The 15,458-nt window shown below is 38.0% G+C and carries 10 protein-coding genes; 1 reads left to right on the top strand and 9 read right to left on the bottom strand.

Features of this window, described 5'->3' with window-relative positions:
• Window positions 1-191 precede the first annotated feature (191 nt).
• The 9 genes from B3H30_RS00305 to B3H30_RS24810 form a co-directional block, all read right to left on the bottom strand.
• On the bottom strand, window positions 192-1,865 hold the full coding sequence (locus B3H30_RS00305; RefSeq protein ID WP_088160819.1) for a DUF6377 domain-containing protein: 1,674 nt from the start codon (window positions 1,863-1,865) through the stop codon (window positions 192-194).
• A 1,088-nt stretch (window positions 1,866-2,953) separates the two neighbouring features.
• Window positions 2,954-4,990: a heavy metal translocating P-type ATPase gene (locus B3H30_RS00300; RefSeq protein WP_088160817.1), complete on the bottom strand. Its 2,037-nt coding sequence runs from the start codon at window positions 4,988-4,990 to the stop codon at window positions 2,954-2,956.
• Between the two features lie 5 nt (window positions 4,991-4,995).
• On the bottom strand, window positions 4,996-5,973 hold the full coding sequence (locus tag B3H30_RS00295) for a hypothetical protein (RefSeq protein ID WP_088160816.1): 978 nt from the start codon (window positions 5,971-5,973) through the stop codon (window positions 4,996-4,998).
• Window positions 5,960-6,424, bottom strand: coding sequence for an MgtC/SapB family protein (locus B3H30_RS00290; RefSeq protein ID WP_088160815.1), 465 nt, complete (start codon window positions 6,422-6,424; stop codon window positions 5,960-5,962). Before B3H30_RS00290 ends, B3H30_RS00295 begins: the two co-directional genes overlap by 14 nt.
• Window positions 6,425-6,456: 32 nt before the next feature.
• Window positions 6,457-7,338 carry a bestrophin family protein gene (locus tag B3H30_RS00285; RefSeq protein ID WP_088160814.1) on the bottom strand — a complete coding sequence of 294 codons (882 nt, stop codon included), beginning with the start codon at window positions 7,336-7,338 and terminating at the stop codon, window positions 6,457-6,459.
• 249 nt (window positions 7,339-7,587) lie between these two features.
• Entirely contained in the window at window positions 7,588-8,184 is a 597-nt protein-coding gene (locus B3H30_RS00280; protein ID WP_088160813.1) for an HD domain-containing protein, read from the bottom strand.
• Window positions 8,185-8,205: 21 nt separating this feature from the next.
• Complete coding sequence (locus B3H30_RS00275) at window positions 8,206-9,549, bottom strand: efflux RND transporter periplasmic adaptor subunit (protein ID WP_088160812.1); 1,344 nt, start codon at window positions 9,547-9,549, stop codon at window positions 8,206-8,208.
• Window positions 9,550-9,555: 6 nt separating this feature from the next.
• Window positions 9,556-13,878: a CusA/CzcA family heavy metal efflux RND transporter gene (locus B3H30_RS00270; protein WP_088160811.1), complete on the bottom strand. Its 4,323-nt coding sequence runs from the start codon at window positions 13,876-13,878 to the stop codon at window positions 9,556-9,558.
• A 209-nt stretch (window positions 13,879-14,087) separates the two neighbouring features.
• Window positions 14,088-14,411, bottom strand: coding sequence for a DUF6660 family protein (locus B3H30_RS24810; RefSeq protein ID WP_088160810.1), 324 nt, complete (start codon window positions 14,409-14,411; stop codon window positions 14,088-14,090).
• A 704-nt stretch (window positions 14,412-15,115) separates the two neighbouring features.
• Here B3H30_RS24810 and B3H30_RS00265 point away from each other — a divergent pair.
• On the top strand, window positions 15,116-15,458 hold a 343-nt coding region (locus B3H30_RS00265), incomplete at its 3' end, for a hypothetical protein (protein WP_286832965.1).

Raw genomic sequence — 15,458 nt, 5'->3', positions numbered from 1 at the left:
ACTTATAATTGTTATCTAATTTCGATTTGAAACTAGTGTCAAATCGCCCCCTAATTGGTTTATCCAAAAATAAGAGGATCAAAGAGCAGATAAAAGAGGTGTATCGCCAAATATAGAAACAACAAAAACGTAAAAACCTAAAAAACAGAATATTACATCAAATACAACAAAGAAATATATAGAAGATTAGGTCAATAATTTAGGGCTTTTCGACCTATTTTTGTGACCAATTCATCAAAATCTTCGCGCGGGACGGCAGCTTTATTTCTGAATTTGGTCCGGTAGGTATAAATGGTATTGGTTGAATAGTGCAGGAAACGGGCTATCTTTGCGCTGTCTGTAATACCCAAACGTATCAATGCAAAAATACGGAGTTCCGGGCTCAGTACTTCATTTGGCTTTAAGACGACTTGCATATCTGCGACTAACAGTGCATTGAAATCTTCCACAAAGTTCGGATACAAGTGCAAAAATACATGATCAAAAGTGGCGTATAATTCTCTTACTTCATGGTCGATCATATCGCGTGATTTAAGCATCTGCTTGAGCTCTTCGATCTTCTTGGCCATGACCATCTTGTTGAGCGAAATCTGGTATTTTTCGAGCTTATCAATATATAAGGAACATAAGTTTAGGAACTCACCGATATAGGCTTCTTTGATGTGATTGGTTTCTGCCAACTCGCTATTCATAGACAGCACTTCGCTATTGGTGGTATGAAGTTCGTCATTGGCTGTATTCAATTGCTGATTGAGCACCTGCAATTTTTGATTGAGTTCGAAGAGCTCTCTACGGACGCGATTTACCCGCTTCATCTGCCTGTATATCAAAATAACTGCTATAATGAGGCACAGCGATAGGATACTGACAATCGCTAGAAAGATTGTCAATTTTGCCTTTTGTTGTAATTCATTTTCTTGATAAGCTGAGTTTATGATTGGAAAGATCTGCGAAGCTTCATAGGTCCGGAAACGGGCATTACAAAATATAGCATCCTCCATTGACGATTTGATACAGCTATAGGCTTCTTCAATATGGTTTGACTTATACAATAAGGTCGCTAATGCCTGCATCGAGGCATTCTCCTTGATGGCGTTTTTAATATCACTAATCGCGGATAGCGTCAAATATTTGCGTTGAAGGTCAATATTTCCTTCCTTTTCATAGATATTAGCCAGGGCATAACATAAGATGGCATGTTCATGATCCTCTTTTCGGGAAAGATCAAGCATATACATCAAACTCTTTTTCGCTTCCTCAAATTTCCCTTCATCATGGAGCTTTTCGGCATAAACTATACGGTATTGACTACTTGCCGTGTCCAGTTCACTTAAGAGCGAATCGCGATAGCGGTCACTCCGAATAGCATACTGCCGATCGTCGGTATTTGAAAATGAATAAAATTTATAGAGCCTTTTCCACGCATCGTAATACTTGATCAACAGTTCTCTAGGAAGCTTGTTCTTACCTACAGTGGCCAATATTTTATAGGCGTCAATATACATACCTGCTGTGAAGTAAAATGAAGCAAGATCCAGATTACTTTCATTGATTTGGAAGAAATCGCCACTTCTTTTGGCTAATTTTACATTTCCCCTAGCATATATAATCGCAGAATCTAGTTTATATGAAGAATATTCTTGGTAAAGGAGCTTGTTTAATTCGTATTGTCCGGAAGTGTTATTTATTGATTTCTGAAGTTGTCGTCCCAAATCGTCTATTCTCGCTTCTTTGAGGGCCATAAACACTTCCTTTTTGTCGATCATCTGAAGCAGTTGTATCAACGCAGTATCCTGTCCAGTTCCTGCTTTACATAAGATAACCGATATAACAATCAACAGGACACATAAAACACGTCTATACATGATACTTTAAACCAAAAGTGACAAAACACAATAGTAACATTTTCTAGGCTTAAAACAAAACTAGCATATACTAATGTTATACATTTATCAAAAATAAAAAATTGCAAATATTCTGATAATATTTTGCGTATTAATACAAATCTTAAACGTTCTTAAAACCTTTATTGAATATTGACACACTTTTAACACCTAAAATCTTGACCTCAATTATCTGTTTATTATTTCTATAAATGTTAGTTGAGGGGATTATTATAAATAATTCGAATTCGTAATTTTGAACTACTAATCTAACAATCAACTTCTTCTAAAACACAATCAAATACTGTGAATACAGTACCTAACATTACTAAAATTTTAAGTTGATTATTGAATTTTAATGCCCTCTTCCTGAAATATGTATATATATATGTTTTATCTGAACGATGATTGTAATTATTGTTATAATGGACAGTATAATGACCATAAAAATCAAAAAGGGTGATTTTCTCTCTTTAAAAGACTTCTGGGATATAGTAGAGGTATGTTTTCTCTTTCTCCTCTTAACAGCAGGTTTTCTCTTGTGTACATTATGTTTTTTTTTCATTTCAATACAACTGGAACAATAAAAAATAGAAATCCTATATTAAAATTTGATAAAAACATAAATTGATACTCATTTGCATCAACAATAATTTTATAATCCTAAACTTCCTAATACAACATTTCTCAAAACCTATTTTTCTTTCAACACAGGTTAGAACAAAAAAAGCTACAAAAGTTAATGACCGTTTAGACTTATGAGAAAAACTTCACTAACACATTAATTATAAAGATACCCCAACATGATGCTGCAAGATTTACAGATGGAAAACAGGAATGTCGGACAGCCATGACCGATACTTAGACTAAACAATACCAACATATTTTTGATTCCTTCGTAAATTTGATAAATACAGTCTAATTGGATATTCCTTTCAAAGGCTAACAATAAGGATGTCTTGCTTTATTACAAAACATCCTAGATGATCATTTTATTGTATAAAAAAGCTAAGACCCTACTAAACATGATGTTTTATAGAATACTGTTTCCAATAACATTCAAATTTTATTTAAAATTTCATCCGCTGGATCCTTATAGCATTCAATATCGCAATTAGCGAAACCCCTACGTCAGCAAATACGGCTTCCCACATAGTAGCAAGACCTCCAGCCCCAAGAATAAGAACTATGCCTTTCACCACAAACGCTAGTATGATATTCTGCCAAACAATTTTTTTTGTTTTCTTGCCAATATTAATGGCTATCGGGATTTTAGAAGGCTTGTCATCCTGAATAACAACATCTGCTGTCTCAATTGTCGCATCGCTTCCAAGTCCTCCCATAGCAATTCCCACATCACTTAAAGCAACTACCGGAGCGTCATTTACCCCGTCTCCTACGAAGGCAACAGTTTCATTTTTTGCCTTCATCTCTTTTACTTTGTTTACTTTGTCTTCAGGCAAGAGATCTCCAAAAGCCTTGTCGATCCCCAGCTTATCTGCAACAAATCTAACAACAGTTGTCTTATCTCCGCTCAACATCGTCGCTTTTACATTGAGCTTATGAAGCATATCAATAGTCTTTTGGGAATCTTCCTTTATGCTATCGGCAATGGTAATGTAGCCCACAAATTTACTGTCTTTAGCCACCGCAATAGTTGTGTAGACAATTGATAATGGATCTAGATCATATTTAATATTGAATCTGTCCATCAGTTTAAAATTGCCGACCAGTAATTCTTTTCCGTCAATCTGCGCTTTCAAACCATGACCGGGAATCTCTTCAGTGTTTTCTAATTTTATGGAACTATCAACATCTCCTACATATTCGTGTATGGCCGTTGCTACAGGATGCGTGCTAAGACTTTCGATGGCATTTACGAGTTTTAGAATTTCAGCTTTATCGAAATCGGAATTAAAAACTACTTCTTGCACTTTAAAAACACCTTCGGTCATTGTACCAGTTTTATCCATTACTACATTCTTTATGGCAGCCATAGTATCAAGGAAATTACTGCCTTTGAATAAAATACCATTACGACTGGCAGCTCCAATACCTCCAAAATATCCCAATGGAATAGAAATTACCAATGCACAAGGACATGAAATTACCAAGAAGACTAAAGCTCTGTAAAGCCAGTCATTGAATACGTAGTTCTCTAAAAAGAAATAAGGTAGCAAACATATTCCGATTGCAAGAAAAACAACGATTGGGGTGTAGACTTTGGCAAACTTCCTTATAAAAAGTTCTGTAGGTGCTTTCTGGGATGTTGCATTTTGGACCAATTCCAAAATCTTACTTAGCTTGCTGTCCGTATAAGCGGTAGTCACCTTAACCTGAGCAACGGTATTTAGGTTGATCATGCCGGCAAGCACCGATTCCCCCTTGTTTTTGGTATCCGGTTTACTTTCACCTGTCAGTGCGGCAGTATTAAAAGAAGCACTATCCGTGAGCAGTTCTCCATCAAGGCCCAGTTTCTCCCCAGGTTTTAATTGGATAACCATACCTATCTGTGCCTCCTCGGCTTTAATAACTCTGGTCTGATTCTCCTCAACAATTCTCACTTCGTCCGGCCGCTGGTCCAGCAGGGCTTTTATGTTACGCTGTGCTCTTGAAACCGCCAACGTCTGAAATACTTCGCCTACAGCATAAAAAAGCATAACGGCCACCCCTTCGGGATATTCCCCGATAAAAAACGCGCCTATGGTTGCAATGCTCATCAAAAAGAATTCTGAGAAGACCTCTCCCTTGGCTATACTCTTAAAAGCATCTTGAATTACCGGAAGGCCTACGATTCCATAAGCTACCAGATACCAAACAAATCTGACTGTTCCTTTAAACCATTCCTGAGGCAGCCAGTTATCCAATGATATTGCAATAAGTAAAAGTAAAAGAGAAAGAATAGATGGTAGAAACATTTTAAATGGACTTCCGGTGGCATTACTGTGGTCATGACCGTCATCATCACTATGGCCATGATCGTGTCCGTCATTTTTGTAATGTTCCTCTTTTACCAATTCTCTTGCTCCGGCTTTAGAATAGACCTTTTCCGTCTGCGTACAACAGATCTGCTTGCCTTGCGCGTCATATTGATGTTTGTGATCCATAATATTTATTTTAAAAGGTTTTTTAATATTTTATCCATAAAGAATTGTTTCGAGACCTTATTTGCTTCACTTAGTACAACATCTATTGAAGGAATTGATTTCTCCAAATATTTCTCAGCCCTAATTATTGCATCACTTTGTTTTTTGATTTTCTCTGTTTCTTTCAAAGCGTCCGCCAGGGCAAGTAAGCTGAGTCCATGATCCTTCAGTATTCCCAACTGTTCGATCATCCAGCTAACTGCGTAAAAACCAAACTTGGATAGCGCCAGAGGATGGGTCTGCTTTTCTTCAACAGGTGGGAGTCGATTAAAGGGTGACTCAAGTATAGTATCAGTAAGGTAGTTTCTCAACTCCGACTTTTCATGTTCAATATCTACTAGTTCGACACATCCCTGTAATGATTGTGCATAAATACTTAACCAGCGTAATTTCCGACGAAACTCATGAATATCTGACTCCACGTTTCTGAAAACATATTTTCCATTCTGGGAAAAATCCATTATCTTTTCTATTTCTGAACGATAGAATTTAACAAGACGTCTGTGCTGCTCGTCTTTTGCCTTCCATTGGGTTTTGTCAATGTCACTGATGATTTTTTTTAATTGTTTACCATTCAACCAGTTTTTACGTTTGAGTAATTTATTAAGTTTCCTCACGACTTTTTCTAATTGTGCATCAAAATAAATCCCCACATCTTCTGGAATGCATTTGTCTTTGGTATACAATTTAGCAAAAGTGGTAAAATAGTCTATGCTCCCAAGCATGTCCTCCAATTGTTTAAATTTGTCCCGCATTCTTCTAAACTGTTTTGTTCTTGGACCAGTAACACTATATATCCTGGCCAATGCCTCCAATTGGAACAAAGGTGTTCTTAATCCATTCTCAAAAAGATACCGCCCGGGATTGTTCTCTTTCTTCGCCCCTTCAAACAAATCTGCGAGTTTTTGAAGATGCAGATCGAACTGATTATTATTCTGTTTCATGGCCGCTATTTTTATTGTCGGATAATTTTCTCAGAAATCGCTTGTACCACTCAAATTGATTTATTACGAAAATCAATAGGGTAATAACTGTTGCAGAAATTGCAAGAACAAACATGTTGAGTGCGATAGCTATTCCAACCGCAGCAATTGTCCAGAGGCCGGCTGCTGTGGTCAGTCCTATTGGCATACTTTTCTCAGTACGAAATCCTATACCGGCTCCTATAAATCCTAGGCCAGTTGCAATCGCCGCCAGCATTCTTGCCGTTGCAGACCTGTCTTCAGTCAAGTGGGCTGCAACAGATACAAAGAGACAAGAGGCAACACAGATACAGGCAAATGTCCTTATACCCATATTCTGCTGTTCTTTTTCCCGTTCTATACCGACGATGCTTCCTAAAACGAGAGCGAGTACCAATTTAGCAGAAAGCAAAAGTTCAAAATTCATATCCATAGAGTCTTTAGATTTTATTATTTACAGATATATTACATTTCATAATAAGAATCATTTTTGGGATTTGCCGGAATATCTATTTCTCCAATCATTTCCAAAAGGTTTATCTCGATGGTTTGTGCAAGCGAAGTCATTGGTGTATCAACTGGCGTACCCTCAAAAGGATCCTGCATAATGATGGCTGTCTTTTCAATGGCAATAAAGAGTATTGGTATAATCATGGTCATTACGATCTCAATAGTTAACTGAGAATCTTCGAGCCCGAAAGGCAAAATCGCGGCAAAGACGTAGATCAAGGTGTGTACCATCATGCTATATGATCTGGGAAAGACCGTATTCTTAATACGTTCACACTTACCCATGCTGTCGCATAACCTACCTATTGTTTCATTTAGCTGAACCTGTTGAATATCCGTTATCGCTCCACTGAAAGCGAGATGTCTGATTGCATTTGAATGTCTATCCAATATTGCATTGGGTATATTTGTGGCTTTTATCCCGTGGAAATGCAGATAAGCCTGAACTTTAGGTGAAAACTCCAGCTTTCGGAGCGATTCTCCCAGCGCATAAGTCCAGATAATTTGTCGGTCCACAAATTCTTTTATTTCGTATCGGGGACTTTCGGGAGCATATTGAATAAACTGCCTTAGTAAATTCCTGGAGTCATTAACAATAGCTCCCCATATTGTTCTGGCTTCCCACCAGCGCTCATAGGATTGAGCCGTTCTAAAGGCCAGTAGTAGGGAAACAGCCGTTCCGATCAGAGCAGGAATACTCAGCGGCAAGGATACTTTTTTAAAAGTCGGATGCATATCAACCACGCCGATCGATATGGCGAATATAGAGATCAGAATGAATTGTGTCTTTATCTCATTTATAAAGTACCAAATTGATATTTTTCGATTTAATAACATAACTGAATATTCTAGGTTTGTGAAGAACAATAATCATTCTTTATATTTTTAGACGGATGTACATTTAGATAATGAACAATTAATTATAAATCTTGGTTTCCCCCTTCCGAAACCGATTTCAATATTTTCAATATTGTTCATAGCAAAACAAAAATACAGTGTAAATGCTGGTCAAACACATCTTCAAGTAAATTCCATACCTGAAGGAGCTGTTGTCGAAATTTTTCATAATACTGCCAGCGGATCACTTCATAGTATATCCCGACTATTAAAGTTCATCAATATAACATTGACCTGTTTAAATCTATCCAGAACATTTTTTCCATATGAAGTCCAATAAGTGTGGTTTCGCAACATAGCCATATTTATAGTCTTCCATTCCTCATCCGAATAAACCCTGTGAAGGAAAATTTCAAACTCTCTCCTTATCGCCATAGCATATCTAGGATAAGTGGGTCTAGTAAAGTGAAAGAAATCAGCATCACAAAGTATCATTTCCACCAAATTCATCGGCGACTGCGGAAACTTTGTTGCTTCGATACAGGCCGATACCGAATTTATAAATTCGGTATCGGCTTTATATCTCGTCAGAAAACTTTTGGCTATCTGTTTACTTTTTTCCTCGTGTCCGGCGTAGGTATGAATATAACCACAGTCGTGAAACCAGGCGGAAACAAGTAATATTTCCATTTGGCCACCATCAAGACTATAGAATTGTCCAATTTCAACTGCTGCTTTCGCAACTTCAACTGTATGGGTAATGCCATGAAAACCCAAATCACCTGAAAGGTTTTCTTTTAGCAATGAGGAAACATAATTTTCAACAGATAACAACAGAGTTTTCATAATTTTACATTTACTTAGAAATTAATGTTCATGCCCACCAGTATTGCTCAATTTCGCATTGATAAAGAATGCCCCTTTGGTAACAATTTTAACTCCCTTAGGAATTTCTGTTACAGGAGTGATAACAGTGTAACCCAATTCAGAAACTCCTTTAACAACTTCGATCTTTTCAAAATTAATTTTCTTTTCAGTTTGCTTATTATCAGCAACATGATCATGTTTTTCCCCCGGTTTGTGATCATGGTCTTCTTCAGCTTTCTGGTCATGGCTTTCACCTTCTTTGTGTTCATGACCACCTTCCTTGTGACCAGCTTCAGGATCCTTATCCGTATGAACAAAAATATAGAACTTACCGTCAGCTTCTACAATGGCATCATTAGCAACAGTCGATGCCATTACATCTTCTACACTGACCATACCTGTAATGTTCATTCCGTCAATTAGCCCCGTTTTATTCCCTACTACAGTACAATGCACAGCTATTGTTTTACTTTCGTTTTCGAATGATGAGCCTATATTGAATACCTTTGCAGTGTAGGTAACTTTTGGATTATTGGTAATGGTAAAATTGACAACCTGTCCAATTTTCATATAAGGTAAGTCGCGTTCGAATACCTGAAGATCAAGATGCAAAAGACCATTATCGACAATTTCGACAACCGGAGAGGAAACATCTACATAACTACCTATCTTGGCCAGCTCATTGCTAATCGTACCACTGACAGGGCTTGTTACAACAAGTGCGGACCTTAGATTCTCCCTGTTAATACTAGATGGATTAATGCCCATCAACTGTATCTGCTTTTTTAATGATGCTTTACGAGCCATCAGTGCATTCAGGTCAGCAGTAGCTGTCTGGAGGTTTTTCAATGCACCAGCACTCCCTTCATTAAGTTCCTGTTGACGGCTCTGTTCCTGTTGTGCTAAAGTAATCCGACTGTCAATCGTTATGTATTCTTCCTGCAGCTGGATAAACTGTGGATTTTCTATTGTGGCGATCACCTGCCCTTTTTGAACATAATCACCCAGCTGCACTTTGAGACTTTTGACAACCCCTCCATACAGCGAGGTCGCATTTGCCTTCTTATTGTTAGGAACCCGAAGTGCTCCGTTGGCCTTGACGGTTGCTGTCAGATTTTTATTTTCGATGTCGCCAAGAGTGATCCCAACAGCCTTAATCTGTTCTTGTGTAAGTGATGCAATAGTAGAAGACTCTTCTTCTGCATGCCCCTCCTCACCACTAGCTTCTGCCTTCTTTGTCTCTTTCCTGGCTCCGCTCTCTTCCTTCTTGTCAGCCTGTCCGCCACAACTATATAAAAATGCTACAAGAACACCCGAAACTAATATTTTTCCTATAATTTTCATTTTGTATTATTTGTTATTGAAGTAATTGAATTGAATTGCTGATTGGTTGTACTGGTTTAGTACATCCAAATAGTTCTGACGGATACCTATTGCCTGGTTCAGGAACTGTCCTAATTCAGCAAAACTTATTTCACCTGTTCTATAACTCAGAGTCGCAGCACTGATTATTTCCTCAGATTGACGTAGTCCCGATGTTTCATAGAAATTCAGAAGAGAATAGTTTTTTTCTATTTCAGCAATAGCCGATGCCCTTTGTGTCTGGAACTGCTGGGTCTGATAAGCAAGTGTTTTTTCTTGCACTTCTTTCTCGGCAACCGCAACCCTTACTTTATTCCGGTAGGCGCCGCTCCCAAAAACCGGGAAAGAAGCCATTACTGAAAAACCAGTAAACGGATCTTTGGCACCCCACAGACGCTGACTAAAAAACCTTCCAGAAAACTCCGGTTTGTTCGTATTCTTCTGAACTTTGATATTGGAAGAAGCAATATTGACATTTTGTTCCTGCAAAGCAAGTACCGGATGCGAACTATTATTTTCAACTAGTTCAACTTCGATTTTCTTTAATGATTCAGCAATAGGAAGTAACCATTCGTTCTGATTCATGAGCATCATCAATTGTTGCTGCTGGACTGTCATTTCTTTCTTGTTCTGCTCAAGAAAAGCCCGTAGTTCTTTAAGTTTAGCTTCAGCCGACACCTGATCCAATTTAGCGACATCTCCTGTCCTGACCCTGACTTCAGTAGTTTTAAAGAGCATCGTGTAAATACTGTCCAATTTTTTAAAAAGCAGCTGTTTGTCCTGCAGGTACCAAAGCTGATAGTATGCGGTACGCACATCACGTTTGATTGCAGCATTCAATACATCGGTATTAAGTTCTGCATATTTTAACTGCTGCTTAAAATAATCTTTCCTTGCAGCATACAAGCCAGGCCATGCTATACTTTGAGAAACTCCGATTTTCAAAATTCCTACTCTATCTGATGGCCGGAAATCTTCATTTTCAGCAAACACGCCCGTTTTGGGAATATCGTTTGCAGTCTTGACGTTCAAGGAAGCACTTTTTACCTGTGCACTATTAACCCCATACTGTTGATTATTTTCCAACGCCGTGCCCACCGCTTTTTCGATAGAAATCCGTTCCCGCTGCTGGGCCTTGACCGTCGATAAACTTCCCAGACACACTAAGATTACCATTGTTATTGCCTTCATTTTACCGTCTCCATTTTTTTTGAGCTTCGAATTAAAAATAATGTACAGGAGGGGCAGCACAAACAGTGTCAAAAATGTTGCTGTGATCAATCCGCCGATCACCACAGTGGCAAGAGGTTTTTGCACTTCGGCACCGGCACTCGTACTAATCGCCATAGGTAAAAACCCGAGTGATGCTACAGTGGCAGTCATTAATACCGGCCGCAGACGGGTCATTGTACCCTCTTTTACTCGTTTGAAAACATCCTCTATTCCCTCTTTCTTTAGTTGATTGAACGTTCCGATCAGAACGATACCATTAAGCACTGCAACTCCAAACAGGGCAATAAAACCGATTCCTGCACTAATACTGAACGGCATACCACGCGCCATAAGGGCAAATACACCACCAATAGCACTCATTGGGATGGCCGTAAATATTAAGGCAGCTTGCTTAAATGAATGGAAAGTAAAATACAACAGCATAAATATTAACAATAGTGATACTGGTACCGCAATCATCAGACGTGCACTCGCCTTTTGTAAGTTTTCAAACTGCCCTCCGTAGGTAAAATAATATCCTGAAGGCAATTTTATCTTTTCGGACAATTGTTTTTGGATATCCTGTACCACACTTTGTACGTCCCGACCTGCAACGTTGAATCCAATTACTATACGCCGCTTCCCTGCCTCCCTGCTTATCTGGGCAGGTCCAAGTTTATACTCTATATTTGCAACCTGCGAAAGTGGAATCTGTATTCCCTTATCTGTTGGGATCATCAGGTTACTGACATCATCAATGCTACTCCGATGTGTACTATCAAGACGTACAACAAGGTCAAACCTTCTTTCATTTTCATAGATCTGACCTGAACTTTTGCCTGCAAAAGCCGTACTGACAACATCGTTGACATCCTGAATGGTCAATCCATAATTTGCAATCCGGGTACGGTCATACTCGACATTAATTTGTGGCAGACCGCTTACCCGCTCGACCTGTGGAGATGTTGCCCCCTGGACAGTTTGAATCACCTCACTGACTTCTTTTGCGTAGGATGCGAGTGAATCTATGTTTTCACCAAAAATCTTAACAGCTACATCCTGCCTTATACCTGTCATCAACTCGTTGAAACGCATCTGAATAGGCTGGTTTTTCTCAAAGAAAACGCCCGGTATAACCTCAAGCTTTTCCATCATCGCCTCTGCAAGTTCGTTGTAATTTCTGCCAGACTTCCATTCGTCTTGCGGCTTTAGTACGACCATTAAATCGGTTGCCTCGGGAGGCATCGGATCGGTAGGCACTTCAGCTGCTCCAGTTTTACCCACAACCATTTTCACTTCATCAAATTGCTTAATTATCCTTGAAGCCTGCATGGAGGTTTCGATACTCTGATTTAATGAACTTCCCTGCGGCAAAATACAGTGAAAGGCGTAATCCCCTTCTTGCAGTTGCGGAATGAATTCGCCCCCCATCCTACTGAAGAAAAATAAACAAACTGCAAAAATAGCGACAGTTGCTCCTACAATGATATATTTGATCCTGATTGCTTTTTGAAGCAGAGGCTGATACCAACCAGAAAGCTTATCCATCATTTTGTCGCTAAAAGTCTTTTTGTGACTTGGTTTTTTTGACAGAATTAACGCACACATCATCGGAATATAGGTCAGCGACAATATCAACGCTCCAAATATCGCAAAACCAACAGTTTGCGCCATGGGGCGGAACATCTTGCCTTCCACACCGACTAGGGTGAGGATTGGTATATAGACAATTAGAATGATGATCTCGCCAAAGGCGGCACTTGTACGAATCTTGGATGCGGAAAGGAAAACTTCATCATCCATTTCGTTTTGCGTTAGCCGCTCAGTAGATTTCCGCAGTCCAAGATGGTGCATAGTAGCTTCTACAACTATAACCGCACCATCCACTATTAATCCAAAATCGATCGCTCCAAGACTCATCAAGTTAGCACTAACACCAAATACATTCATCATACCTAAGGCAAACAAAAGCGCTAATGGGATAGCGGAAGCAACAATAAGTCCTGCACGGAAATTCCCAAGAAACAGTACTAAAACAAAGATTACGATCAACGCACCTTCGATCAGGTTTTTCTCCACAGTACTCATTGCCCTTCCTACTAAGTCGGTTCTATCCAAATATGGCTCAATTGTCACGTCATCAGGCAAAGATTGTTGAATTGTCGGTAGTTTTTCTTTTATCCGTTTTACTACCTCGTTACTATTTTCACCTTTAAGCATCATTACCACGCCACCCACGGCATCAACCTCTCCATTATAGGTTAATGCACCATATCTTACAGCACTACCAAACCTAACATCTGCAACATCACCTATATAAATAGGAACAGCTCCGGAATTTTTTACAACGATTTTTTTGACATCATCGAGAGAAGTTGCCAATCCGATACCCCTGATAAAGTAGGCTGTAGGCTTTTTGTCAATATAAGCTCCTCCCGTATTTTGGTTGTTCTTCTCCAGAGCCGTGAATATTTCAGGAATACTAACTCCCATAGCCCTAAGCTTATCAGGGTTTACAGCAACCTCATATTGTTTCAATTGACCACCGAAGCTGTTCACCTCAGCTATGCCTGGCGTCCCATATAGCTGTCTTGCCACGATCCAGTCCTGCATTGTACGCAGATCCTTCGCATTATACTTACTCTCACTACCTTTTTTGGGGTGAATTATATATTGATAAACTTCTCCCAGCCCGGTACTTACAGGGGCCATTTCCGGGGTACCTATACCCTGTGGAATCTTATCAACCGCCTCTTTTAATCGTTCGTTGATAAGCTGTCGAGCAAAATAAATGTCTATATCCTCCTCGAAAACGACGGTAATAACCGACAAACCAAAACGCGAGATACTACGGATCTCTTCAATCTTGGGCACATTTGCAATACTTTGTTCGATAGGAAAGGTAACCAGCTGTTCAACCTCCTGCCCGGCCAACGTGGGACAAGTGGTGAGTATCTGAACTTGATTATTGGTAATATCGGGTACCGCATCTATAGGCAACTTTGTTGCACTCCATGCTCCCCAAATAATAAGTAACAGGGTCATCAAACCAATAATGATCTTGTTCTTTATACTGAATTTTATGATACTGTCTAACACAATGTATTTTGTTATTTTAACATTAAAAAAATCGCGCTTGCTCTAGCACCTTAAAAGAAGGTGGAGAGGAATTACAAGTGTGTAAGGGGAATGATTAGACACTGAAAAGATTGGCTATAATCTTTATAAAGCCATAAATCAGTATTAAATCAGAAGCAATTTATATTGTTATAAAATGCAACAAATACCCATACTCTTTTAAAATGAACTTAAACGTAAAATTTTGGCGGTTGCCAAATAGAACCCGAATACTGGGAGATAAATTTAAAATCCGGAATTATTACTTTTTCCCTAGAAAAAATCTGTGTTAGCACACCTAATTCAGGGATTTCAAAATTGAAGGAAACAACTGAAATACTACAGCATGTACACTGGCAGAAAGGAGTACAATAATCATCACTATCATTGCTATGCCTATGCGTTGTTTCGTCCGCAAATTTGGAAAGAGTTCCACATGTATTATTCGTATCCCCACAAGGCACCATAAATAGCGCAAGGATATAAAATAATAATATTGTAGCTTTCCATCTCATATTTATAACGAAAATATAAAAAAAAACAAACAAAACTAAATTTAAAGACGACTTTATAGTTTTCTTGCTTTAATATGAGAATATTTATAGTTGTCTATTATAAATACAACGACAATTTTAAAACTAGTTCATTAGTGCAATTGTCTCTCGTCCAAACATCCTACTCTATAAAAGAGTAATTATTTAAATCAATATTGGGGAAGTATTTAAATTTATATTAGTCATTCTAATATCGTGCAATTGATATTACAATTCAGCCATATTGTTTCTAATAAAAAAACAATAAATAAATGGCTTTATTTAAAACTGTAATATATCTTTTGACTAACGCTTTTCAAAGTATATGAACAACTTTACATACCTCTAAATCTCCATATAAGTATTTAAAGTAGATTTGTGTGAATTATTTATATTTCTTAAAAGTTCGATGTAAATAATTAAATTTAAGTATTATGGGAAAAGTCCAGTTTAAATCAACCAACTACGAATAGTACTTGTAAACAAGCGAAATGATCTATTCCAACAATTATTTTAAACAGTCATAAAAATAGCCCAGGTAATGATATAATCTGATTCAACTTTAATTCAGAGTAGAAAATTATATAAAATTAACCTCTTTAGTATACATCAAGTTCGATTGGCTTGAAAATAGACTATTATCAAACTATCATAAAATTCAAGATAAATTATTAATAAATACTATTATGCAATTTAGATTTATGTTTATCCTTTCCTTTTATGCCATTATTCTCTTTATGGCTGGCTGTGGGCAACAAAATTTGGATTTGCTATTGCTACAAAAAGCTCGAATTTTCGCAGAAAATTATCCTGATAAAGCGTTAAAATTCATTGACTCTATTTCTTCACCAAAAACCAATTTAAACAGAGAACAATACATGTATTATCTAGTTGCTCATACTCAGATATACTATAAAAATCATCTCCCTATTGAAGAGGATACACTTATATTTTATGCTGTTAACTATTATCAAAAAAAATCAAATAATCCCAAGCAAACCTCACTAGTAAGCTGCGCCCGTTTGTTTA

This window comes from Sphingobacterium sp. UBA7038 (genome assembly GCF_002494055.1).
In the GTDB taxonomy this organism is placed as follows: Bacteria; Bacteroidota; Bacteroidia; order Sphingobacteriales; family Sphingobacteriaceae; genus Sphingobacterium; species Sphingobacterium multivorum.
Note: the sequence above shows the minus strand (reverse complement) of the source record. Positions and strands in the feature narration are given on the sequence as shown.

What these genes read in the sequence shown, in the direction of transcription:
- B3H30_RS00295 (WP_088160816.1), bottom strand. Translation starts at nt 5,973, where the DNA reads ATGAAACAGAATAATAATCAGTTCGATCTGCATCTTCAAAAACTCGCA.
- B3H30_RS00300 (WP_088160817.1), bottom strand. Translation starts at nt 4,990, where the DNA reads ATGGATCACAAACATCAATATGACGCGCAAGGCAAGCAGATCTGTTGT.
- B3H30_RS00275 (WP_088160812.1), bottom strand. Translation starts at nt 9,549, where the DNA reads ATGAAAATTATAGGAAAAATATTAGTTTCGGGTGTTCTTGTAGCATTT.
- B3H30_RS24810 (WP_088160810.1), bottom strand. Translation starts at nt 14,411, where the DNA reads ATGAGATGGAAAGCTACAATATTATTATTTTATATCCTTGCGCTATTT.
- B3H30_RS00305 (WP_088160819.1), bottom strand. Translation starts at nt 1,865, where the DNA reads ATGTATAGACGTGTTTTATGTGTCCTGTTGATTGTTATATCGGTTATC.
- B3H30_RS00285 (WP_088160814.1), bottom strand. Translation starts at nt 7,338, where the DNA reads ATGTTATTAAATCGAAAAATATCAATTTGGTACTTTATAAATGAGATA.
- B3H30_RS00290 (WP_088160815.1), bottom strand. Translation starts at nt 6,424, where the DNA reads ATGGATATGAATTTTGAACTTTTGCTTTCTGCTAAATTGGTACTCGCT.
- B3H30_RS00280 (WP_088160813.1), bottom strand. Translation starts at nt 8,184, where the DNA reads ATGAAAACTCTGTTGTTATCTGTTGAAAATTATGTTTCCTCATTGCTA.